18 protein-coding genes are annotated in these 20,391 nt (G+C 72.1%); 14 read left to right on the top strand and 4 right to left on the bottom strand.

What is annotated here, in order from left to right; genetic code table 11:
- Window positions 1-95: 95 nt before the first annotated feature.
- Window positions 96-647 carry a TetR/AcrR family transcriptional regulator gene (locus ACIQWG_RS28020; RefSeq protein WP_404100713.1) on the top strand — a complete coding sequence of 184 codons (552 nt, stop codon included), beginning with the start codon at window positions 96-98 and terminating at the stop codon, window positions 645-647.
- Complete coding sequence (locus ACIQWG_RS28015; protein ID WP_404100711.1) at window positions 644-2,164, top strand: MFS transporter; 1,521 nt, start codon at window positions 644-646, stop codon at window positions 2,162-2,164. The genes ACIQWG_RS28020 and ACIQWG_RS28015 overlap by 4 nt, the downstream gene beginning before the upstream one ends.
- 76 nt (window positions 2,165-2,240) lie before the next feature.
- On the opposite strand, the gene ACIQWG_RS28010 is transcribed toward ACIQWG_RS28015, so the two are convergent.
- Window positions 2,241-2,915: a lysophospholipid acyltransferase family protein gene (locus tag ACIQWG_RS28010; protein WP_404100709.1), complete on the bottom strand. Its 675-nt coding sequence runs from the start codon at window positions 2,913-2,915 to the stop codon at window positions 2,241-2,243.
- A 377-nt stretch (window positions 2,916-3,292) separates the two neighbouring features.
- On the opposite strand from ACIQWG_RS28010, the gene ACIQWG_RS28005 reads away from it, so the two are divergent.
- From ACIQWG_RS28005 to ACIQWG_RS27995, 3 genes are all read left to right on the top strand, one after another.
- Window positions 3,293-4,456 (top strand): glycerophosphodiester phosphodiesterase, encoded by a 1,164-nt coding sequence (locus ACIQWG_RS28005; protein ID WP_404100707.1) that lies wholly within the window; start codon window positions 3,293-3,295, stop codon window positions 4,454-4,456.
- 74 nt (window positions 4,457-4,530) lie between these two features.
- The gene (locus tag ACIQWG_RS28000) at window positions 4,531-5,046 is read left to right on the top strand and encodes an RNA polymerase sigma factor (protein WP_404100705.1); all 516 of its coding nucleotides are present in this window, start codon (window positions 4,531-4,533) and stop codon (window positions 5,044-5,046) included.
- A 45-nt stretch (window positions 5,047-5,091) separates the two neighbouring features.
- Window positions 5,092-5,589 (top strand): GNAT family N-acetyltransferase, encoded by a 498-nt coding sequence (locus ACIQWG_RS27995; RefSeq protein WP_404100703.1) that lies wholly within the window; start codon window positions 5,092-5,094, stop codon window positions 5,587-5,589.
- On the opposite strand, the gene ACIQWG_RS27990 is transcribed toward ACIQWG_RS27995, so the two are convergent.
- Window positions 5,579-6,001 carry a hypothetical protein gene (locus ACIQWG_RS27990; protein ID WP_404101144.1) on the bottom strand — a complete coding sequence of 141 codons (423 nt, stop codon included), beginning with the start codon at window positions 5,999-6,001 and terminating at the stop codon, window positions 5,579-5,581. The two genes, ACIQWG_RS27995 and ACIQWG_RS27990, sit on opposite strands and share 11 nt — an antisense overlap.
- Before the next feature lies 1 nt (window position 6,002).
- Window positions 6,003-6,362: a hypothetical protein gene (locus ACIQWG_RS27985; protein WP_404100701.1), complete on the bottom strand. Its 360-nt coding sequence runs from the start codon at window positions 6,360-6,362 to the stop codon at window positions 6,003-6,005.
- Window positions 6,363-6,521: 159 nt separating this feature from the next.
- Here ACIQWG_RS27985 and ACIQWG_RS27980 point away from each other — a divergent pair, with 159 nt between their 5' ends.
- The 9 genes from ACIQWG_RS27980 (at window position 6,522) to ACIQWG_RS27940 (ending at window position 18,802) form a co-directional block, all read left to right on the top strand.
- Window positions 6,522-7,169, top strand: a complete 648-nt coding sequence (locus tag ACIQWG_RS27980; RefSeq protein WP_404100699.1) for an HAD family hydrolase — start codon at window positions 6,522-6,524, stop codon at window positions 7,167-7,169.
- Window positions 7,170-7,496: 327 nt separating this feature from the next.
- Window positions 7,497-8,531, top strand: a complete 1,035-nt coding sequence (locus tag ACIQWG_RS27975) for a methionine ABC transporter ATP-binding protein (RefSeq protein WP_404100697.1) — start codon at window positions 7,497-7,499, stop codon at window positions 8,529-8,531.
- Window positions 8,528-9,253 carry a methionine ABC transporter permease gene (locus ACIQWG_RS27970; RefSeq protein ID WP_404100695.1) on the top strand — a complete coding sequence of 242 codons (726 nt, stop codon included), beginning with the start codon at window positions 8,528-8,530 and terminating at the stop codon, window positions 9,251-9,253. The genes ACIQWG_RS27975 and ACIQWG_RS27970 overlap by 4 nt, the downstream gene beginning before the upstream one ends.
- Window positions 9,254-9,316: 63 nt before the next feature.
- Window positions 9,317-10,150, top strand: a complete 834-nt coding sequence (locus ACIQWG_RS27965; protein WP_404100693.1) for a MetQ/NlpA family ABC transporter substrate-binding protein — start codon at window positions 9,317-9,319, stop codon at window positions 10,148-10,150.
- Between the two features lie 142 nt (window positions 10,151-10,292).
- Window positions 10,293-10,925, top strand: a complete 633-nt coding sequence (locus tag ACIQWG_RS27960) for a GNAT family N-acetyltransferase (protein WP_404100690.1) — start codon at window positions 10,293-10,295, stop codon at window positions 10,923-10,925.
- A gap of 74 nt (window positions 10,926-10,999) precedes the next feature.
- Window positions 11,000-12,211, top strand: a complete 1,212-nt coding sequence (gene cbiE / locus ACIQWG_RS27955) for a precorrin-6y C5,15-methyltransferase (decarboxylating) subunit CbiE (protein ID WP_404100688.1) — start codon at window positions 11,000-11,002, stop codon at window positions 12,209-12,211.
- 368 nt (window positions 12,212-12,579) lie between these two features.
- Window positions 12,580-16,419, top strand: a complete 3,840-nt coding sequence (gene cobT / locus ACIQWG_RS27950) for a nicotinate-nucleotide--dimethylbenzimidazole phosphoribosyltransferase (protein WP_404100686.1) — start codon at window positions 12,580-12,582, stop codon at window positions 16,417-16,419.
- Window positions 16,420-16,686: 267 nt separating this feature from the next.
- Window positions 16,687-17,919 carry a uroporphyrinogen-III C-methyltransferase gene (gene cobA / locus ACIQWG_RS27945; RefSeq protein ID WP_404100684.1) on the top strand — a complete coding sequence of 411 codons (1,233 nt, stop codon included), beginning with the start codon at window positions 16,687-16,689 and terminating at the stop codon, window positions 17,917-17,919.
- A gap of 64 nt (window positions 17,920-17,983) precedes the next feature.
- Complete coding sequence (locus ACIQWG_RS27940) at window positions 17,984-18,802, top strand: TrmH family RNA methyltransferase (protein ID WP_404100682.1); 819 nt, start codon at window positions 17,984-17,986, stop codon at window positions 18,800-18,802.
- Between the two features lie 105 nt (window positions 18,803-18,907).
- Here ACIQWG_RS27940 and ACIQWG_RS27935 read toward each other — a convergent pair whose 3' ends face one another.
- Window positions 18,908-20,290, bottom strand: coding sequence for a protein kinase (locus ACIQWG_RS27935; RefSeq protein ID WP_404101143.1), 1,383 nt, complete (start codon window positions 20,288-20,290; stop codon window positions 18,908-18,910).
- Between the last annotated feature and the right edge of the window lie 101 nt (window positions 20,291-20,391).

Below are 20,391 nucleotides of genomic sequence, written 5' to 3'. Positions count from 1 at the left end.
GATCAGCTCTGTTGATCAGCTCTGTTGATCAGCGGGAATGAGTCACGCATGCCCAGTGTGAGACATTCATGTCTCACATGCGTTACTCTTGTCTCATGGCCGTTGATCGTGACCACGTACTGCGCAGCGCCGCGGCGCTGCTGACCCGAAAAGCCACCGCGACCATGGACGAGGTCGCCAAGGCGGCCGGGATCAGCCGTGCCACGCTGCACCGGCAGTTCGCCGGGCGGGACGCGCTCATCAGGGCGCTGGAGTCGCTCGGCATCGACGAGTGCGAGGCCGCGCTGGACGCGGCCCGGCTCGACGAGGGCACGGCACGCGACGCCGTGCACCGGCTGGTCCGCGAGATCGAGCCGTCGGCCGGACTGCTCGCCTTCCTCTACACGGAGAACCAGCTGTTCGAGGGCGAGCAGCAGAACGAGGGCTGGGCGCGCATCGACGACCGCATCGCCGCGCTCTTCCGACGCGGCCAGCGCGGCGGCGAGTTCCGCATCGACCTCAGCCCGGTCTGGCTCACCGAGGCCCTCTACGGCCTGCTGGGCTCGGGGGCCTGGGCGGTCGCGGAAGGCCGCGTCGCCCGCAACGACTTCACCCACATGATCGTCGAGCTGTTGCTCGGCGGCGCACTCCGGAGAGAGGAATCATGACCAGCACCGTGCAGGCGACGACCACGACCGAGGCGGTGACGAAGCGCCCCGGTCGCTGGCTGGCGCTGTCCGTCCTCGTGCTCGCCGTGCTGCTGGTGGCCGTCGACGCGACCGTCCTCGGCCTCGCGACCCCTTACATCAGCGAGGACCTGAAGCCCTCCGGCACCCAGCTCCTCTGGATAGGCGACGTCTACTCCTTCGTCATCGCCGGTCTGCTGGTGTCGATGGGCAGCCTCGGCGACCGCATCGGCCGCAAGCGGATCCTGCTCGTCGGCGCCACGGCGTTCGGCGCGATATCCGTCCTGAACGCCTACGCGACGACCCCGGAGATGATGATCGTCGCCCGGGCGCTGCTCGGTGTCGCGGGCGCGACCCTGATGCCGGCCACCCTCGCCCTGATCCGCAACCTCTTCCACGACCCGCGCGAACGCAGCCTGGCCATCGGCATCTGGGGCGCGACCGCCTCCGCCGGCACGGCCGTCGGTCCGATCGTCGGCGGCTTCCTGCTCGAGCACTTCTGGTGGGGTTCGGTCTTCCTGATCAACCTGCCGGTGATGGTGGTCCTGGTCCTCGTCGGCATCAAGCTGCTGCCCGAGTCCCGGAACCCGAGTCCCGGTCCGTGGGACATGATCAGCGTGACGCTGTCCCTCGTCGGCATGATCGGTGTCGTGTACGCCGTCAAGGAGGCGGCCGCACATGGCTTCACCTGGATCACGCTCGCCACGGGCCTGCTGGGCGCGGCCGCGCTGTACGGCTTCGTGCGCCGCCAGCTCACCCTGCCGGCCCCGCTGCTGGACATGCGGCTGTTCCGCCGCCGTGGGTTCAGCGGTGCGGTCCTGGCCGACCTGCTGACCATCCTCGGCCTGTCCGGCCTGGTCTTCTTCCTCTCCCAGTTCCTGCAACTCGTGCAGGGCCGGGGGCCGTTGGAGGCGGGCCTGGCCGAACTGCCCGCCGCGATCGGCGCGGTGGTGGCCGGTCTGATCGCCGGTCGCACGGCCCGGCGCTACTCGGTCCGCGCCGTGGTCTCCGGCGGCCTCGCGGCGATCGGCCTCGCCCTGGCCGCGCTCACGGTGATCGACCGCTCGACGGGCTACCCCCTGCTGGGTGCCGCCCTTCTGGTGGTCGGCGTCGGCGCCGGCTTCTCCTTCACGGTGACGTCCGACGTGATCCTGTCCTCCGTACCGAAGGAGCAGGCGGGCGCGGCGTCCGCGGTGTCGGAGACGGCGTACGAACTGGGCGCGGCGCTCGGCATCGCGGTGCTCGGCTCGATCGTGACCGGGGTGTACCGCGACTTCACGGGTCCGGCGGGGACACCGGCCGAGGCGCACGAGTCGCTGGGCGGCGCGGTGGAGGCGGCGGCCGGGATGCCGGCGCAGACGTCCGAGGCGATGCTGGACGCGGCGCGCGGTTCCTTCGTCGACGGCCTGGCGATCGCGTCGGGCGCGGGCGCGGCGGTCCTGCTGGCCGCGGCGGTGGCGGCGTGGTTCCTGCTGCGCGGCCAGCGGTTGGACCACTAGGAAGCGGCGACGCGGGGGCCCGGAGAACCACTCGACCGGGCCCCGCGACATCGCAGCCGGCGACCTGCGGGCGGAGTTACGCCGCCTCTTTCGCCTTGCTCGCGTACATGTCCACGTACTCCTGCCCCGACAGCCGCATGACCTCCGCCATCACGGAGTCGGTCACCGCCCGCAGCACATAGCGGTCCCGGTCCATCCCCTCGTACCGGGAGAACTCCATGGCCTCACCGAAGCGCACCTGCACCTTGCGCGGCCGAGGCATGCCCGCCCCGCCCGGCTGGATCTTGTCGGTGCCGATCATCGCGAAGGGGACGACGGGCGCACCCGTCATCAGGGTCAGCCGGGCGATCCCGGTACGCCCCCGGTACAGCCGCCCGTCGGGGGAGCGGGTGCCCTCGGGGTAGATGCCGAAGACCTTGCCCTCCTCCAGGATCCGACGCCCGGTCATCAGCGCCGCCACACCGCCCCGGCCGCCGTCGCGGTCGACCGGGATCATGCCGACGCCGGTGAAGAACCAGGCCATCAGCCGGCCCTTGAAGCCCTTGCCGGTGACGTACTCGTCCTTGCCGATGAAGAAGACCTGACGGTCGCAGACCAGCGGCAGGATCATCGAGTCGATGAACGTGAGGTGGTTGCCGGCCAGGATGACCGGACCGTCGCCGGGGATGTGCTCCGCGCCCTCCACCTGTGGGCGGAACATCAAGCGCATGATCGGTCCGAGCACTGCCTTGATGAGCGCGAAGCGGGACAACGTGCCCTCCGGTGTCAAGGGATTCGTATAAGTCTGTGCAGGTGAGGACGATACTCGCGGTCCAGGGGATCCCGCACATCGGGTGGGCCGACTTCACTCAGGTCTTACTCGCCGTTGACCCACGTTTACCTGCGGTGACGCGCCGTGGACCGTCCGTAACGCGCTCGCAACGATGTGACGGACATCGCTCGGAGGCCCGCCGGACGGGTGCCCCGTCCGGCCGCATACGAATCCGCCGGGATCCGATGGCCCGTCACCTCGCTGTTCTCACACGACATCCGGTGTCACCCGCGAGTTCCGCCCCGGGTCTCCCACCTGTCATGGACGCGCACCTACGATCGGCCCGCATCGATGAGGAGACGTCAGGAAGGGCGCTCATGGGAACGCAGGAGAACGAGCAGACGTCCGGGACCGGACGGCGGAAGCTTCTCGGCGCTGCCGTGTTCGGCGCGGGCGGCGCGGTCCTCGGGCTGTCCGGTACGGCGGGGGCCGCGGAGGCCCGGCACGGAGGCGGTGGCGTGAAGAGCCTGCCCAAGCCGACGATCATCGGCCACCGCGGAGCCAGCGGCTACCGGCCCGAGCACACCCTCGGCTCCTATCAGCTGGCCCTCGACATGGGCGCCGACATCGTCGAGGCCGGCGACCTGGTGCCCACCAAGGACGGCCATCTCGTCTGCCGGCACGAGCCGGAGATCGGCGGCACCACCGATGTCGCCGACCATCCCGAGTTCGCCGACCGCAGGAAGACCAAGTCCCTCGACGGCGTCGCCACCACCGGGTGGTTCACCGAGGACTTCACGCTCGCCGAGCTGAAGACGCTGCGCGCGACCGAGCGCATCCCGGCCAACCGCCCGCACAACACCCTCTACAACGGTCGCTGGGAGATCCCGACCTTCGAAGAGGTCCTGCGGTGGCAGGAGGAGCAGACCCGCAAGCGCGGCAAGCAGGTCTGGATCTATCCCGAGCTCAAGCACCCTACCTACTTCCGCAAGCAGGGCCTCGCCCTGGAGGAGCGGGTCGCCAAGGTGCTGCACAAGTACGGCCGCGACAAGCGGAACTCGCCGGTCATCCTCCAGTCCTTCGAGCCGACCAGCATCCAGCGCCTGAACAAGCTGGTCGACAACCCGCTGGTGGTCCTGCTCTCCGGCGCGACGACCCGCCCCTGGGACTTCGTCGAGACGGGCGACCCGCGCACGGTCGCCGACCTGATCAGGCCGGCGGGCCTGAGGGAGATCGCCTCCTACGCCCAGGGCATCGGCCCCACGCTGGACCTGATCATCCCGAAGGACGCGAACGGCAACCTCACCCAGCCCACCACGCTGGTCGCCGACGCGCACAAGGTGGGCCTGATCCTGCACCCCTACACGATGCGCAACGAGAACCCCTTCCTCCCCGCGAACTTCCGCAAGGGCACCGACGCGGACGCCTACGGCGACGTCTTCGGCGCCTACCGGACGTACTTCGCGACCGGCATCGACGGTGTCTTCACCGACAACCCCGACACCGGCCTGCTGGCCCGCCAGGACTTCGTCAACGGCTGAGCCTCCCGCCCCGGTTGGGGTGACAGTCGGCCGCCCGGGCAACCTCACGCCCGGGCGGCCGCGTCGTGCCGCATATGACGGACGACCTGGTTGCCGCCCTGCGTCCCCTGCTCATCGCGGAGGCCTCCGCCGAGGCGCCCGCCTCCGGAGCGGAGCCGGGCGACCTGGAACAGGCGGTCTGGCTCCGCCTCCTGGAACGCCTCGACTCCGACGGCCCGCCCCCGGACCCCCCGGGCTGGCTGCGCCGGGCCGTGCGCTCCGAGGCCCGCCGAAGCCGCCGTACGCATCGCCGGGAACGGCCCTACGAGCACGAGCACGAGCCCGCCGCCGACGCCGACCGGCACGATCCCGAGCACCTCGCCCTGACGGCCGCCCGCCACCGCGACCTGCGCGACGCCGTGCGCCGGCTGCCGGGCCGCTGCCCCCGGCTGGTGGCCGCGCTGCTCGCGCCGCACGACCCGACATACCGGGAAATCGCGGGGGAGTTGGGTATCTCACAGGGCAGTCTCGGCCCGGAACGTTCCAGATGCCTGGGATGTCTGCGCCGATTGCTCACACCGGAGGTTGCGGCCCGCGGCGCGCGGGGATAGGAGTGGGGGACGACAGGCGATCAGGTGAGCGGGAGGCGTGCGCATATGGGCATGAGCGTGACCATTTCTGCGGCGACCGAGCAGGACGCGGAGCAGATCTTCAGGCTTCAGTACCTGTGCTTCCAGAGCGAGGCAGCGCTGTACGGGAACTACCGCATCGACCCCCTGGTCCAAACCCTGGACTCGGTCAGGGCCGAAGTCGCCGCGGACTGCGTCTTCGTGGCCCGGCTCGGCGAGGAGGTGGTCGGCTCCGTCCGCGGCAGCAGCACCGAGGACGGCTCGGCGGCCATCGGCAAGCTCTGCGTCCACCCCCGCCTCCAGGGGCACGGCATCGGCGCCCGCCTGCTGCGCGCCGCGGAAGCCGCCCTCACCGAACAGCGCGGCGCCAAGCGGTTCCGCCTGGAGGCCGGCCGGCGCAGCGAGGGCAACCTCCGCCTGTACCGCAAGGTCGGCTACGAGGCGGTGGGCACGGCGGAGGGCGCGGACGGAGTGCCGATGATCGTCCTGGAGAAGCCGGCCGGGGCCTACGCGGCTACGGCTTGACGGCTCGTGCCTTGCGGAGCCAGTACAGGGCCGACACCGGCAGCAGGACGGGGATGAAGAGGTAGCCCATCCCGTAGTCGGACCACACGGTCGCGTCGGGGAACGCCGAGGGATCGACCAGCGTCCAGGTCCCGACGATCAGTACGCCCGCGAGCTCGGCGGCGCAGCACACCAGCGCCGCCTTGCGGGCCTTCTCGCCACCGCGGACCAGCGTGTACGTGATGAAGCCGTACACGAGCCCGGCGACCGCCGACAGCGCGTAGGCGAGCGGCGCCCGGTCGAACTCGGTCGCGATCTGGTAGACGGACCGCGACACGGCCCCGACCACCATCACGCCGTACAGCCACACCAGCACGATCCCGGGCCCGCTGATCAGCCGTGTCCTGGCGGGCTTCTCCTCGGTCACGGCCACCTCAGCCTCCCCAGATGTCATAGAGCCGCACCTCCAGCACGGCCAGCACCACACCGCCGGCGGCGACCGTCACCGAACCCCACTTCGAGCGCTCGGCGAGCGACATGAACCCGGCGGCCGGGATGCACGCGAACGAACCCAGCAGATACGCCACGAAGATCGTCGTGCCCTGCTCCGGCTTGTCGCCCCGCGCCAGCAGCACGATCCCGACCACCAACTGCACCAGGGCCAGTACCGTCACCACGGCCATCCCGATGAAGTGCCAGTCCTTGGTCGGCTGGTCACGGTAGGCCGCCCAGCCGCACCAGGCGGCGAGCAACAGCGCGGCGACACCGGTCACCAGTGTCAGGACAGCAAGCATGCGGCAAGCCTATGACGGGCCAAAAGCCCCGATGCCGCCGCCCCTGTCCGTCCGGCGATCGTCCGGCCGGTGACGCGCCCACCGGTCACGGCGGCCGCCGCGGGGGCCGCGCCGGAGGCCGTGTCCGGACGGCTCCCCCCGGCCCGTAGGGTCGGGAGCATGACGATCCATGCACGAGCCCTTCTGTTCGACAACGACGGCACCCTCGTCTCCTCCCTCGACTCCGTGGGCCGCTGCTGGGCGCGCTGGGCCGAGGAGTACGGCATCAGCGAGGAGTTCGGCCGGGTCGAGCTGCACGGGCGGCCGGCCGTGGAGATAGTCGCCGAGCTGCTCCCCGCCGATGTCGTGCCGGAGGCGCTCGCCCGGATCGAGACGCTGGAGGTGGAGGACGTGCCCAACGACGGCGTACGACTGCTGCCCGGCACGAAGGCCTTCCTCGACTCGCTGCCCGCCGACCGCTGGGCCGTCGTCACCTCCGCCACCCGGCGGCTCGCCGAGGCCCGGCTCGACGCCGTCGGCATCCTCCCCAAGACCATGGTCACCGCCGACGACATCACGCGCGGCAAGCCCGACCCCGAGCCCTACCTCCTCGCCGCCCGTGAACTCGGCGTCGACCCGGCCCACTGCGTCGTCTTCGAGGACGCCCCGGCCGGCCTCGCGGCAGGTCGCGCCGCCGGAATGACCACCGTGGCGTTGACCACAACCCACCAGGCCCACGAGGTCGACGCCGACCTCGTCGTGCCGGACCTCTCCGCCCTGTCCGCGCTGGTCAGCGACGCGGGCGTGGAGATCTCCGTCCGCGTCTGACGGCTGTCCGCCGCTGTCCAGCATGCGGACAGCGGCGGTCGGTAAGGACCGTACGTCTGGTTTACTGATCGCATGACCACGACGAGCTACCGCACCCCTGCGACCGAGGCGACGATGACGCCCGGTGCTCGTTGTATGTGTCGCATGTGCCGAATGTGCGCCTTCTAGAGGGCCCCCGCACCACTCCCTGAGCCTCGCGCCCCGAAGCGAGCCGCCGTGGCATGTCCGTACGCCTTTGCCCGTACGTGACCATCGTGCCCGCGCACATCCCCCCTCCCGTACCAGGGCACACCCATGCCCGCGTACTCGACAGTGACGGAAACCCCAGTGATCACCACATCGGGCCTGACCAAGGTCTACCGCTCGCGCGGCCGCGAGGTCACCGCTCTGAACGGCGTCGACCTGCACGTCCGCGAAGGCGAGGTGTACGGCGTCATCGGCCAGTCCGGCGCCGGCAAGTCCTCGCTCATCCGCTGCGTCAATCTGCTGGAGCGCCCCACCGCGGGCAGCGTGACCGTCGCCGGACAGGACCTCACCGCCCTCGCCGGCCGGGGTCCGCGCGCCGGCCGGGACCTGCGCCGGGCGCGCAGCCGGATCGGCATGGTCTTCCAGCACTTCAACCTGCTGTCCTCCCGGACCGTCCAGGACAACGTCGAGCTTCCGCTGGAGATCCTCGGCAAGTCGGGCAAGGAGCGCTCGACCAAGGCGCTGGAACTGCTCGACCTCGTCGGGCTCGCCGACAAGGCCAAGGCCTACCCCTCCCAGCTCTCCGGCGGCCAGAAGCAGCGCGTCGGCATCGCCCGCGCCCTGGCCGGCGACCCCAAGGTGCTGCTCTCCGACGAGGCCACCAGCGCCCTCGACCCGGAGACCACCCGCTCCATCCTCCAGCTGCTGCGCGACCTGAACCGGCAGCTGGGCCTCACCGTCCTGCTCATCACGCACGAGATGGACGTCGTGAAGTCGATCTGCGACTCGGCCGCGCTGATGGAGAACGGCCGCATCGTCGAGTCCGGCACGGTCAGCGAACTGCTCGCGACCCCCGGCTCGGAACTCGCCTCCGCGCTCTTCCCGGTGGGCGGCGAGGCCTCCGGCGACGACCGCACCGTCGTGGACGTCACCTTCCACGGCGAGGCCGCCACCCAGCCGGTCATCTCGCAGCTCTCACGCACCTACAACATCGACATCTCGATCCTCGGCGCGGCCATCGACACCGTCGGCGGCCTCCAGGTCGGCCGGATGCGCATCGAACTGCCCGGCCGCTACGAGGACAACGTCGTGCCGATCGGCTTCCTGCGCGAACAGGGCCTCCAGATCGACGTACTGGGCCAGGAGCCCGTTCTGCTGAAGGAAGGTGCCAAGTGACCTGGTCCGAGATGCAGCCCCTGCTGGAGCAGGCGTGTTGGGACACCCTCTACATGGTCGGCTGGTCCACCCTCATCGCCGTCGCCGGCGGCCTTCCGCTGGGCATCCTGCTCGTCCTCACCGACCGCGGCGGCCTGCTCCAGAACGTGCTGGCCAACAAGGTCATCGGGCAGATCGTGAACGTCGCCCGGTCGATGCCGTTCATCATCCTGATGGTCGCGCTGATGAGCTTCACCCGCTGGGTCACCGGGACCACGATCGGCCGCGAGGCCGCCATCGTGCCGCTCGCGATCGGCGCGATCCCGTTCTTCGCGCGCCTGGTCGAGACGGCTGTCCGCGAGGTGGACGGCGGGCTCGTGGAGGCCGTGCAGTCGATGGGCGGCAACACCTGGACCGTCGTACGCAAGGTTCTGGTCCCCGAGTCCCTGCCGTCGGTCATCGCCGGCACCACGACCACCATCGTCGCCCTCATCGGCTACTCGGCCATGGCCGGCACGGTCGGCGCGGGCGGGCTCGGCGACATCGCCATCCGCTACGGCTTCCAGCGGTTCGAGACCGAGCTGATGTGGATCACGGTGGCGATCCTCGCCGTCGTCATCTCCCTCATCCAGGCCGCCGGCGACTACGCCGCCCGCTCCCTGCACCGGCGCGGCGGCCAGTCGGGCCCGGCGCCGAAGCTGCGGCTGCTGAAGGCGTCGACCGCCACGAGCAAGACCGTCTAGGTCCCCTGATCTCCCCGAACACCCATGTCGGGGTCGCACCACCCATAAGGAAAGGCACTTTTCGTGCGTAACACCGCCAAGATCACCACTGCTGTCCTCGCCGCCGGAGCCCTCACCCTCGGGCTCTCCGCCTGCGGCTCGGACAAGGACTCCGGTTCCGACGCGAACGCCCCGCTGAAGGTCGCCGCCACCCCCACCCCGCAGGGCGAGATCCTCACCTACGTCAAGGACAACCTCGCGAAGAAGGCCGGCCTCGACCTGGAGGTCAAGGAGTTCACCGACTACGTGACGCCCAACACGGCCGTCCAGCAGGGTGAGGTCGACGCCAACTACTTCCAGCACCAGCCGTACCTGGACGACTTCAACAAGAAGAACGGCACCGACATCGTCGCCGTGCCGAACGCCACGGTGCACCTGGAGCCGCTCGGCGTGTACTCCCAGGGCGTCAAGAAGCTGACGGACCTGAAGAAGGGCGCCACGATCGCCCTGCCGAACGACACCACCAACGAGGCCCGCGCGCTGAAGCTGCTGGAGGCCAACGGTGTGATCGAGCTGAAGGCGGGCGTCGGCTACGAGGCGACCCCGAAGGACATCGCCGCCAACCCGAGGAACCTTCAGTTCAAGGAGCTGGAGGCGGCCCAGCTGCCGCGCTCCCTCGGCGACGTCGACGCCGCCGTGATCAACGGCAACTACGCCCTGGAGGCCGACCTCAGCCCGGCGAAGGACGCCCTCGTCGCCGAGTCGCCCAAGGACAACCCGTACGGCAACTTCCTCGCCGTGAAGAAGGGCGACGAGAGCGACCCGCGCGTCAAGAAGCTCGCGAAGCTGCTCACCTCGCCCGAGGTGAAGAAGTTCATCGCGGACAAGTACGACGGAGCGGTCGTCGCCGCCTTCTGACGGCGCGTATACGGCGTATCACCACGCACGGGGTCCACACCTTCACCTGGTGTGGACCCCGTGGTGCGGTTCAGTGCTTTCATGCTGCATGCTGGGCAGTTCAGCGGGTCTTGAACGTTCGTCGAAGGTTACGGAGTGGCGCATGACTAGCACCTTCCCCAACATCTCCATCAGCACGGAGCGGTTGGTGCTGCGGCCCTTCGAGGAACCGGACATCCAGGCCTTCGCCGAGATGATGAACGACGAACTCGTCACCGCCTGGACCACCGTGCCGCAGCCCTACACCGAGGCCGACGCCCGCGCCTGGATCACCGATCGCGCCCCCGCCGAACGCACCGAGGGACGCGGCATCGTGTTCGCCGTCACCGAGTTCCTCACCCAGCGCCTGGTCGGCATCGTGCACCTGCGGAACACCGACTGGCGCGTGCGCGCCGGCGAGATGTCCTACGTCATCGCTCCCTGGGCCCGCGGCGAGGGCTATGCCTCCGAGGCGGCTCTCGCCACCGCGCACTGGCTCTTCCACGACCAGAAGTTCGAACGGCTGGAGTTGCGCACCGCCGCCGACAACACCGCCTCCCAGCAGGTGGCGCAGAAGATCGGCTGCATCAGCGAGGGAGTCCTGCGCGGCGCCTGGATAGCCCGCACCAGGACGGACAGCGGCGTGTGGACCGACGTCCGCACCGACCTCATCGTCTGGAGCCTGCTGCCCGAGGACCTGGAAGGCGTGGGCGACCAGTCCGGCGACGGCTTCACGTCGTTCGGCGACTGGAACTGACACCAGGTACCCTCACGGAGCCCGCCCAGGGCAGCTGTGGCAACGACCTGCGCAAACACTGGAGACTGACGACGATGGCCGACCGCGTCACGGTGATCGGCTGGGACGGCTCGCCGCTGACCGCCGCGGCACGCTCCGCCCTCGGCGCCGCCACGCTCGTGGCCGGTGCCGCCCACCATCTGGCGCTGACCGAGGTGCCACCCGCCGCCGAGCGCATCCGCCTCGGCAGCGTCGCCCTGGCCGCCCGCCGCATCGCCGGGCACCGCGGGACCGCGGTCGTACTGGCCGACGGCGACCCCGCCTTCTTCGGAGTCGTACGGACCCTGCGCGCACCCGAGTTCGGCCTGGAGGTCGAGGTCGTCCCCGCCGTCTCCTCGGTCGCCGCCGCCTTCGCCCGGGCCGGCATGCCCTGGGACGACGCGCAGGTGGTCGTCGCACACCCGCGCACCCTGCGACGCGCGGTGAACGCGTGCCGTGCCCACACCAAAGTGGCCGTCCTCACCTCACCCGGCGCCGGCCCCGCCGAACTCGGCCTGCTCCTGGAAGGCGTCCACCGCACCTTCGTCATCTGCGAGGAACTGGGCACCGAGCGCGAGCAGGTCACCGTCGTCACCTCCGACAAGGCCGCCGACCACACCTGGCGCGACCCGAACGTCGTCATCGTCGTCGGCGGCACGGCGGCCGCCCCGGAAGGCGGCGGCTGGATCGCCGGACGCGACCCGAGCGCCGGACCGCGCGGCTGGACACTGCCCGCCGAGTCCTACGGCGGCCTGATGGGCGAGAGCGAACTGGAACCTCTGCGCGCCGCCCAACTCGCCCGGCTCGGCCCGCGCGTCGGCGACCTGGTGTGGGACATCGGCTGCGCCAGCGGCGCCTTCGCCACCGAGGCCGCGCGGGCCGGCGCCGCCGTCATCGCCGTCGACCGCGACCCGCAGGCCTGCTCCCGCACCGAGGCCAACGCACGTGCCTTCGGCGTCCAGCTCCAGATCGTCCACGGCAATGCCCCGCACATCCTGGAGAACCTCCCCGAACCGGACGTGGTCCGCGTCGGCGGCGGGGGAGCGGCCGTCGTCTCCGCCGTGGCCGACCGACGCCCGCAGCGCATCGTCACCCACGCCGCCACCCGCGACGACGCCGAACTCCTCGGCCGCGACCTCACCGAGCACGGCTACGACGTCGAGTGCGCCCTGCTCCAGTCCGTCGAACTCGACACGCGGGCCTGGACGGAGCGCGAGCGCAGCGTCGTCTTCCTGCTCAGCGCGGTACTGCCCGACCGCGCAGGGTGACCGCCCACCCCTCCCCGTGATCGGGTTGTCGTACCGCGCGCGGTAGGCTGGCCGATCGTTGTACCGCACTCGGTCGCCCGGCTTTTCGTCGGTCAATGTCCGGAAAAACGTGCCCCGTTTGGGGTGGGTGTGGTACGGCGGAACCGGAGGACGCGCAACGTGGCGCAGTCCACAGCGGCCTGTCGCGGATCAAGCTGTCGCGACGGCCGAACGGCCACGACAATGCCACTCAATGGCTTTGTCGCCATTTTGGCGCGGGTCGTTCGTGCCGCTGAGCACGCACGCTCGTTCTTCACTGCGGGGGCGGTCGGTGCGCCGTTCCCGGTGAGCTGGTCGTATAAGCACTAACCGATGGGCGAGGGGTACGCATGACCGACACCGGCCAGGTCCCGGGCGAGGGACTGCCGGAGAGCGCAGGCATGGCGGAGCAGCCGGGCGTCCCCGAGGCGCACGGTGCGTACGGCTACCTCTCCGAGACCCCCGCCGAGGACGAAGACCTGCTGATGCCCGGCTCCCACGGCGCCTGGGGCAACGAGGTCGCCCCGCCCGCGCCGGAGCCGGTCGTCGAGGCCGTGCACCAGCCGGAGGCCCATGAGATGTCCGGCAGGGACAGCGGTTCGGTCGACCTCAGCGGCGTCCGCCTCCCGGGCGCCTCGACGCCGGCGGCCCCCACGGCACCGATCCCGCCGATCACTCCCCGGCGCCCCCTGCATCTCGGCCCGCCGATCCCGGACGCCTCCGCCAGCCCGGTCCGCTCCCTCGCCGACCGTGGCGCCGTCGCCGCACCGGCCCGCCAGCCCGGCCCCGAGTACCTCGACGCCACGGTCCCGCAGCCGGCGATTCCCTGGCCGGTCGCCGGGGCCGGCGTCCCGGCCCAGGTCCCGGCCGCTGCGCCGGTGAGCACCGAGGCGGCGGCTGCCGAAACGGTTGTCCCCGACGAGCCGCCCCTGGGCGTCGCCGAGGCCGTCCTGGCACGGGTCGCCACCGAGGCCGGCACGGTTCAGGAGGCCGGCACGCCCGCCGTACCGGACGGTGTGTACGGCGGTCAGGGGCCCTCGGCGGGTGGCACCGGAGTTCCGGGTGCCGACGAGGTCGCCGGGGCCGGGTCCGTTCCGGCCGTCGACCACGCCGCCATGGACGCGACAGCTTCCGACGGGGGCGAGGCAGCGACTGACGCCGGTGCCGGGCAGGCCACCGGTGGCGAAGGCGCCGACGCCTTCGCGGCGGAGACCGGGCAGGTCGCCGAGGTGCCGGTCTCCGAGGCCGGTGGGGTTGCCGAGGCACCCTCCGCCGCCGAGCTCGGTCAGCCCGAGGCGCCGTCCGCCGCCGAGGCCGGCCCCGCCGACCAGATGCCCGCCGCCGAGGCCGGTCGGACTGGCGAGATGCGTGCCGCCGAGGGCGCTGTCCCCGAGGCGGTCATGGATGCCGCCCCCGAGGGCGAGCCGCTGCCCGAGGCGTTCGCCCCCGAGGCCGCGCACCCCACCGAAGTCCCTGCGCCGGAGACGGTCCAGCTTCCGGACGCCCCGCCGGCCGAGCCGGTGCCGCCGCTCGCGCACGCTCCCGCGCCCGAAGCCGTCCAGGTCTTCGACGCTGCCGCGCCGCAGGTTTCCGAGCCTCCTGTCCCCGAGACCGTCGAGGCCCTGCCGGACGCCGCCCAGGCGGTCCCGGAGACGGTCCTGGTCGCTCAGGCCCCGCAGTACGCGGACGCCGAGCCCGGCGTACCTGCCGCGCAGCCCATCGACGCCGGCCCCGTTCCCGCCGACGGCGACTCCGTCGTCGTAGCGCCCGAGCCGGTGCCGCAGCCGGTGGACGCCGATCAGGCCGTGCAGCAGCAGAGCAGCCCCCTCGCCCCGGCCGAGCCGCCCGCTCAGGTCGCCCCGGAGGCCGTCATGGACCCCCATTCCGCGCAGGCGCAGCAGCCGACGCAGGACAGCGCTGCCGCGGAGCCCGAGGCCGAGGCGGCCATGCACGCGCCCGCCGCGGAGGGGGAAGCCCCCCTGGCCGAACCGGCGCCCGCCGTCCAGGCACCGGACGTCACCGCTGACGCTGCCGTGGCTCCGGCCGAGGCCCCCGAGCCCTTCGTCGCCGAACCCGCGGGCCCGCAGCTCCGGCCCGTCCAGGCCACTGACACCCCGGCCCAACCGCCCGTCCATCTCGCGCCGTCCGGCGAGGGTGAGGCCACGGCCATGGTCCCGAACGGCGTTCCCCAGGAGCCGGCGCCCGAGCAGCCGCTCGGCCAGTTCGTGGCGGTCGAGGGCACGGTGCCGACCGCCCCGCACCTCGCTCCGACCCCGCCGCAGCCGATCGTGCTGCCCGTCGAGCAGGGGCCGGGCCACGTCCCCACGGTCCCGGCGCCGCGCGACGGCGACCCCGGACTCGTACAGCACGCGGACGACCTGGACACCCGGGCCGCCGACCAGGAGGACCAGGCGGAAGAGGGCACGGCCGTGGTCGAGGAAACACGACAGTCCACCGGACCGGCGGCGCCCGCGTACGACGACGCCGAACGCGAGGCCGTTCTCAAGGTCATGCGCGAGCGCCGGGACATCCGCAACGGCTTCCGCAGCGACCCGATCCCGCACGAGGTGCTGCTCAGGGTTCTCGAGGCCGCCCACACCGCGCCCTCCGTGGGCCACTCGCAGCCCTGGGACTTCGTCGTCATCCGCTCCGCCGACACCCGGCGCACCATGCACGAGCTGGCGACGCGCCAGCGCGAGGCGTACGCCAAGTCGCTGCCCAAGGGCCGGGCGAAGCAGTTCAAGGAATTGAAGATCGAGGCCATCCTCGACACCCCGGTCAACATCGTCGTCACCGCCGACCCGACCCGCGGCGGCCGCCACACCCTCGGCCGGCACACCCAGCCGCAGATGGCGCCCTACTCGGCCGCGCTCGCCGTCGAGAACCTCTGGCTCGCCGCCCGCGCCGAGGGCCTCGGCGTCGGCTGGGTCAGCTTCTTCGACGAGCGCGAGATGGTCCGCGCCCTCGGCCTGCCCGAGCACCTGGAGGTCATCGCCTACCTGTGCGTCGGGTACGTCGACGAGTTCCCGGAAGAGCCCGAGCTGATGCAGGCCGGCTGGTCCAAGCGCCGCCCGCTGTCGTGGGTCGTGCACGAGGAGACGTACGGCCGTCGCGCGCTGCCCGGCGAGGAGCCGCACGACCTGCTCGCCGAGACCGTCGCCCAGATCCGCCCGCTCGACGCCAAGGCGCTCGGCGAGGCGTGGGAACGGCAGAAGCGGATGACCAAGCCGGCCGGTGCGCTCGGCATGCTGGAGATCATCTCCGCGCAGCTGTCCGGGCTCTCCCGGCAGTGCCCGCCGCCGATCCCGGAGCCCGCGGCCGTCGCGATCTTCGCCGGCGACCACGGTGTGCACGCCCAGGGCGTCACCCCCTGGCCCCAGGAGGTGACGGCCCAGATGGTCGCCAACTTCCTCGGCGGCGGCGCGGTCTGCAACGCCTTCGCGAGCCAGGTGGGCGCCGAGGTGTGCGTGGTGGACGTCGGCGTGGCCGCCGACCTGCCCGCCACCCCGGGTCTGCTGCCCCGCAAGGTCCGCGCGGGCACGTCCGACATGACGACCGGCCCCGCGATGAGCCGCGAGGAGGCCAAGCAGGCCATCGAGGTCGGCATCGAGACCGCCCGCGACCTGGTGGCGGCCGGCAACAAGGCGCTGCTGACGGGCGAGATGGGCATCGCGAACACCACGGCGTCCGCCGCGCTCATCTCCGTCTACACGGGTGCCGAACCCGCCGAGGTCACCGGTCGCGGCACCGGCATCAACGACGAGACCCTCGCCCGCAAGACAGAGGTCGTGCGCCGGGCCATCGAGGTCCACCAGCCCGACCCGGCCGACCCCATCGGCGTCCTCGCGGCGGTCGGCGGCTTCGAACACGCCGCGATCGTCGGCCTGCTGCTGGGCGGTGCGTCCCTGCGTACGCCGGTGATCCTGGACGGCGTCAGCGCCGGCGCCGCGGCCCTGGTCGCCCGCGCCATCGCCCCCGAGGTCCTGGCCGCCTGCATCGCGGGCCACCGCAGCGCCGAGCCCGGCCATGTGGCCGCCCTCAACAAGCTGGGCCTGCGTCCGCTGGTCGACCTGGACCTGAGACTGGGGGAGGGCACGGGCGCGCTCCTCGCCCTGCCGCTGGTACAGAGCACGGCGCGGGCGATGCACGAGGTGGCGACGTTCGATTCGGCGGGCGTCACCGAGAAGTAGATGCCGGGCGGGGGGCCGGAGCGACGACTCCGGCCCCCCGCACCCGGCCCCGGCGGCGAGGCCCAGCCACCGGACACCTGTGCCGCCACATCCCCGCACCCGCACCCGGCGGCGAGGCCCAGCCACCGGACACCTGTGCCGCCACACGCCAGCACCCGCACCCGGCGGTGAGGCCCAGCCACCGGACACCTGTGCCGCCACCCTCACGGGCCCCGTAAAATCCGCACGTCAGGGCCCCGCACCGCCGTAAAGAGGAGCCGTACCCTCATGGCCGAGAACCCCGCCTACCCCGTAGGCCTCCGCCTTACCGGCCGCCGGGTCGTCGTCCTGGGCGGCGGTCAGGTCGCCCAGCGCCGCCTCCCGGCCCTCATCGCGGCGGGCGCCGACGTCATCCTCGTGTCCCCCGAGGCGACCCCGTCGGTCGAGGCCATGGTGGACGCGGGCGAGATCACCTGGCACAAGCGCCCCTACGAGGACGGTGACCTCGCGGATGCCTGGTACGCCCTGATCGCCACCAGTGACGCGACGGCGAACGGCGCGGCCTCGGCCGAGGCGGAGCGCAACCGCGTCTGGTGCGTCCGCTCCGACGACGCGGACCAGGCCACCGCCTGGACCCCCGCCACCGGGCACAGCGAGGGCGTCACCGTCGCCGTCCTCACCACCGAGGCCCGTGGCCGCGACCCCCGCCACACCGCCGCCATCCGCGACGCGGTCGTCGAGGGCCTGCGCGACGGCACCCTCGTCGCCCCGCACCACCGCACCCGCACGGCCGGCGTCGCCCTGGTCGGCGGTGGCCCCGGCGACCCCGACCTCATCACCGTGCGCGGCCGGCGCCTGCTCGCCGAGGCGGACGTGGTCATCACCGACCACCTGGGCCCGCGCGACCTGCTCGCCGAACTCCCCCCGAGCGTCGAGGTGATCGACGCGGCGAAGCTGCCGTACGGCCGCTTCATGGCCCAGGAGGCCATCAACGAGGCGCTCATCGAGCATGCCAAGCAGGGCAAGTCCGTCGTACGTCTCAAGGGCGGCGACCCCTTCGTCTACGGCCGTGGCATGGAGGAGGCCCAGGCGCTGGCCGAGGCCGGTGTGCCGTACACGGTCGTGCCCGGCATCTCCAGCTCGATCTCGGTACCGGGCGCCGCCGGCATCCCGGTCACGCACCGGGGCGTCGCCCATGAGTTCACCGTGGTCAGCGGCCACATCGCACCCGACGACGAGCGTTCCCTGGTCGACTGGCCGGCCCTCGCCCAGCTGACCGGCACGCTGGTGATCCTCATGGGCGTCGGCACGATCGGGAAGGTCGCCGAGACGCTCATCGCCCACGGCAAGTCCCCCGACACCCCCGTCGCACTGGTCCAGGAGGGCACCACGGCCGCTCAGCGCCGGGTCGACGCCACCCTCGCCACCGCGGGCCGGGCGGTGCTCGAACACGAGGTGAAACCGCCGGCGGTCATCGTCATCGGCGAGGTCGTGACAGTGGGACCGGGCACCTCGCAGTAACCGCGGGTAACGCGACCCGTACCGAACCGTTGGCACCGCACCCAGGACAAGGCAGTATCACTCTGTGGCCGATCTCATCACCGTCGACGACCCCGCCGACCCGCGCCTGCGCGACTACACGGGCCTGACCGACGTCGATCTGCGGCGCAAGCGCGAGCCGGCCGAGGGCCTGTTCATCGCCGAGGGCGAGAAGGTCATCAGACGCGCGAAGGAAGCCGGGTACGAGATGCGGTCGATGCTGCTCTCGGCCAAGTGGGTCGACGTCATGCGCGACGTCATCGACGAACTCCCCGCCCCGGTGTACGCCGTCAGCCCGGAGCTCGCCGAGCAGGTCACCGGCTATCACGTGCACCGCGGGGCGCTCGCTTCGATGCAGCGCAAGCCGCTGCCGACGGCGACCGAGCTGTTGCGGAGCACCCGCCGCGTGGTCGTCATGGAGTCGGTCAACGACCACACCAACATCGGCGCCATCTTCCGCTCGGCCGCCGCCCTCGGCATGGACGCGGTCCTGCTCTCGCCGGACTGCGCGGACCCCCTGTACCGCCGTAGCGTCAAGGTCTCCATGGGCGCGGTCTTCTCGGTGCCGTACGCCCGCCTGGAGACCTGGCCGAAGGGCCTGGACTCGGTCCGCGAGGCCGGCTTCACGCTGCTCGCCCTCACCCCCGACGAGAAGGCCAAGAGCCTCGACGAGGCCGCCCCGCACCGGATGGACCGGGTCGCGCTGATGCTGGGCGCCGAGGGCGACGGCCTGTCCACCCAGGCCCTGGTGGCCGCCGACGAATGGGTCCGCATCCCGATGTCCCACGGCGTCGACTCCCTCAACGTCGGCGCGGCGGCCGCGGTCGCCTTCTACGCGGTGGCCACGGGGCGCCCGCAGCTCTAGCGTCGCGTTCGCGGCCGACCTCGGCCGTGCGCGGGCTGCCGGAGCCGCCTAACAGCGAGCCGGCCTGATCGGCGGCGAGTCGGTGGGACCGTCGAAGAACCGCCGTCAGACAGGGTCCCCGTCCACCGGAGAGTCCCCGGGGTCCACCTGTCCCTGCTGCGGCTGTACGACGTCCTCCGCGCCGCCGAGCCCCCGGTCCGGGCCCTGGCAGCCCTGCGCCGCCGCGATGCCCAGCGCCACGAGCAGCGTCACCACCACGAACACGAACAGCCGCTGCCGCAGCAGTTGAGGGTTGGCGGGACGCCGTCCGGTCCCCGTGTTCCGGGGCGCCGGACGTCCGTTGCCGCCGCGCTGGACGGGCCTGCCGCCGTTGGGCGAGCGGGGGGTGGTGCGGGGGCCGGGCATCTGCCGGGCCCCGGAGCGGGACGGCGTCGTCCCGTTCTGCGGAGCGCCACCGCCCCTCGAAGGGGCCACGTCCCGCGCCGGGCCGGGGCCGCGCGAGGTGCCGTTGCCCCTCGGCAGGCCGGCCCCGCGGGGCGGCGGAGTGCCCTGCGCGCGCCGCTGCGCACGCTGCTGGTCGGCGTAGGTGTCGGCGAGCCGCCCGGTCGGCCGGTCCGCGTCGCCGGAACGGGGCGCGGGCGGACGTACGTCCGCGAAGCCCTGCGCCTCCCGGGCCGCGATCTCCTTCAGCCGCAGCGAGAGCTGAAGCGTGCTGGGCCGGTCCTCCGGGTCCTTCGCGAGGCAGGCGCGCACGAGCGGGGCCAAGGCGTCCGGTACGCCGTGCAGCTGCGCCTCCTCGTGCACGACGCGATACAGCATCACCTCGGAACTGCCGTGCCCGAAGGGCGAGTCACCCATCGACGCGTAGGCGAGCGTGGCGCCGAGCGAGAAGACGTCCGTGGCCGGGGTGACGGCGGCGCCGCGCACCTGCTCGGGGGCGAGGAAGCCGGGCGAGCCGACGGCCGTGCCCACATGGGTGAGGGTCGAGGCTCCCGTCGCCCAGGCGATGCCGAAGTCGATGATCCTCGGGCCCTTGGGGGACAGCAGGATGTTGGACGGCTTGAGGTCCCGGTGGACGACGCCCGCCTCATGGACGGCGACCAGCCCCTCGGACAGCGCGGCCCCGACGGCTGCGACCTCCGCGGCGCCGAGCGCGCCCTCGTCGGCGACCTTGTCGTGCAGGGACGGTCCGGGCACGTACTGGGTGGCGAACCAGGGGCGCTCCGCCTCCAGGTCCGCGGCCACGAGCCGTGCCGTACAGCCCCCGCGAATCCGCCGGGCCGCCGAGACCTCACGCGCGAACCGCGAACGGAACTCCTGGTCCTCCGCCAGATCGGGCCGGATCACCTTCAGCGCGACCCGCTGCCCCTTCTTGTCGGAGCCCAGGTAGACGACGCCCATTCCGCCCGCGCCGAGCCGTCTGTGAAGCCTGAACGAGCCGACGACGCGCGGGTCCTCGCGCCTCAGGCGCATCATCGCCATGTTCATCCCCGCTGCCCGGTCCGTGTGACGAGCCACAGCTTACGTTTCCGTGGGCCGCCGTGCGCAGAGGCCGCGCCCTCTCGGCGTGATGGATTGTCAGTGGGGGG

Source organism: Streptomyces sp. NPDC098781 (assembly GCF_044759995.1).
Taxonomy (GTDB): domain Bacteria; phylum Actinomycetota; class Actinomycetes; order Streptomycetales; family Streptomycetaceae; genus Streptomyces.
The sequence above is the reverse complement of the archived record's forward strand: the minus strand, read 5'-3'. Positions and strand labels throughout refer to the sequence as shown.

Excerpts from the sequence above, each read along its gene's own strand:
- ACIQWG_RS28005 (WP_404100707.1), top strand. The coding sequence starts at position 3,293 with ATGGGAACGCAGGAGAACGAGCAGACGTCCGGGACCGGACGGCGGAAG.
- ACIQWG_RS28020 (WP_404100713.1), top strand. The coding sequence starts at position 96 with ATGGCCGTTGATCGTGACCACGTACTGCGCAGCGCCGCGGCGCTGCTG.
- ACIQWG_RS27995 (WP_404100703.1), top strand. The coding sequence starts at position 5,092 with ATGGGCATGAGCGTGACCATTTCTGCGGCGACCGAGCAGGACGCGGAG.
- ACIQWG_RS27960 (WP_404100690.1), top strand. The coding sequence starts at position 10,293 with ATGACTAGCACCTTCCCCAACATCTCCATCAGCACGGAGCGGTTGGTG.
- ACIQWG_RS27935 (WP_404101143.1), bottom strand. The coding sequence starts at position 20,290 with ATGAACATGGCGATGATGCGCCTGAGGCGCGAGGACCCGCGCGTCGTC.
- cobT (WP_404100686.1), top strand. The coding sequence starts at position 12,580 with ATGACCGACACCGGCCAGGTCCCGGGCGAGGGACTGCCGGAGAGCGCA.
- cobA (WP_404100684.1), top strand. The coding sequence starts at position 16,687 with ATGGCCGAGAACCCCGCCTACCCCGTAGGCCTCCGCCTTACCGGCCGC.
- ACIQWG_RS27985 (WP_404100701.1), bottom strand. The coding sequence starts at position 6,362 with ATGCTTGCTGTCCTGACACTGGTGACCGGTGTCGCCGCGCTGTTGCTC.
- ACIQWG_RS27980 (WP_404100699.1), top strand. The coding sequence starts at position 6,522 with ATGACGATCCATGCACGAGCCCTTCTGTTCGACAACGACGGCACCCTC.
- ACIQWG_RS28015 (WP_404100711.1), top strand. The coding sequence starts at position 644 with ATGACCAGCACCGTGCAGGCGACGACCACGACCGAGGCGGTGACGAAG.
- ACIQWG_RS28000 (WP_404100705.1), top strand. The coding sequence starts at position 4,531 with ATGACGGACGACCTGGTTGCCGCCCTGCGTCCCCTGCTCATCGCGGAG.
- cbiE (WP_404100688.1), top strand. The coding sequence starts at position 11,000 with ATGGCCGACCGCGTCACGGTGATCGGCTGGGACGGCTCGCCGCTGACC.